Source organism: Rhodococcus sp. 14C212 (assembly GCF_011058195.1).
Classification (GTDB): Bacteria; Actinomycetota; Actinomycetes; order Mycobacteriales; family Mycobacteriaceae; genus Rhodococcus; species Rhodococcus aetherivorans.
In genome coordinates, this window is record NZ_JAALEH010000199.1 from 1 (window position 1) to 1681 (window position 1681).

The following is a 1681-nucleotide window of genomic DNA, read 5'->3' on the forward strand; positions in this document are numbered from 1 at the left end:
TTGTTACACCTTCCGAATTGACGTTCTCGAAGCCATGCCGAGTTACAGATACTCGCGCTGTTCCAGATTCCCCATTTCGCCGGTGGCAGGGGTCCTACATGTGCCGCCCTGCACGCGTGAGGAGACGGATGATTGCCGCCGAGGAGCAGGTGCCCAGTGGGTCAGCGATCCCGCTCCGGCCTCGGCCGCACACACCGCCGAAGATGCTGCAGTGGCTGGGACAAATCGTGTAAGCGCCCCTAATCACGCCGCAGCGAATTCACACCTCATCGATGTAACGGCGCACTAGGTCAGCACCGAAATCAAGATGAGAAGCCGGCGCCATCTCAGCTCCTGCCGCTCCTCCGAGTAGGCACCGACCTCCCCACCTACCGCCCGAACTCTTCAAGAAGACGGCAAATCATGTTCGGCACACAACATGCACTCACCACGACTGCGGTGAGCACCCCCACTCCATCCGATCGAGGTGGACGTAGCCATGTCTAGCTCCCCACCCGCCGGCTGGTATCCGGACCCCGAACGCCCCACCGAGCGACAACGCTACTGGGACGGACAACAGTGGACCTCCGCCCACGCCCCCTATGCAGGCGTCGGCAAATCGGGCGCAACCCGGTCCACCCAAGCCTCTTCCCGACCTCTACGAGGCCGGAACCCGCACACTCGCCTGGGCGGGCTCGTCGCAGTCGGCACGATCACGCTCGGCTTGCTGTTCATACTCGGCGGTCTTACGGAACAGCTATGGGCCTGGATATTGTTTGGTCTTCTCGCCGCCGTCACCGGCATCCTCTATATCCGTGAGGACCGCACCCGTCCAGCACGTTATAAGTGGGCAGCCTGGTCCCTCATTCCAGCGTTTGTCCTGGCAATTGTCACCACTCCCGCCACCGGACCCGACCCCGAGACATCAGCAGACCAAACACGCGCCCCGGCCACCTCTACCGCCTCGCCGATATCGCCGTCATCGGCGCCCACCACGTCTGAGACGCCGCTCGCTGCACCCGCGCTCTTTCCCCAAGTCGACAGCCAGGCAGCTACCCAGTCCCTGACCACCCTTGCCAGCATTCCTATTCGGACCGAGTTGCCCGAGACGGAATACGATCCGTCGCGCTTCGGCGAGCCCTGGTCCGACGATGTCACCGTCGACGGCGGCCACAACGGCTGCGACACCCGAAACGACATCCTGCGCCGCGACCTGTCCGCAGTCACGATTCAACCTGGATCCCGCGGCTGCGCGGTCCTCAGCGGCACGCTCAACGACCCATACGCCGGCACCTCGGTCACCGCCACCGGCGACACGCTGGAGGACGTTGTCATCGACCATGTCGTCCCGCTGCCCGATGCCTGGCAGAAAGGTGCGCAGGCACTCGACGCCGCAACCTTACAGAACCTCGCCAACGACCCTCGCAACCTTCAGGCCACCGCCAGCAGCATCAGCGTGCAGAAAGCCAACCGGGACTCCGCGGGCTGGCTGCCGCCGCACGACCAATACCGCTGCACCTACGTTGCCCGGCAGGTCGAGGTGAAAGCCGCCTATCACCTGTGGATGTCGCCACCCGAACACCAGGCGATCGAGCAACTGTTGATCGGTTGTGGCGGCGTCGCCCCCACCACTCCGGCGGTGTCGGAACCCCCAGCGCCCCAACCGCAACCGACCGTCGAGCAGCACGCACCAGTAATACCG

Annotated in this window: 1 protein-coding gene; it reads left to right on the plus strand. The window is 64.2% G+C overall.

Annotation, left to right across the window (positions count from 1 at the left end; all coding sequences use genetic code 11):
* Positions 1-703: 703 nt before the first annotated feature.
* On the plus strand, positions 704-1681 hold a 978-nt coding region (locus G6038_RS30635), incomplete at its 3' end, for an HNH endonuclease family protein (RefSeq protein WP_165042663.1).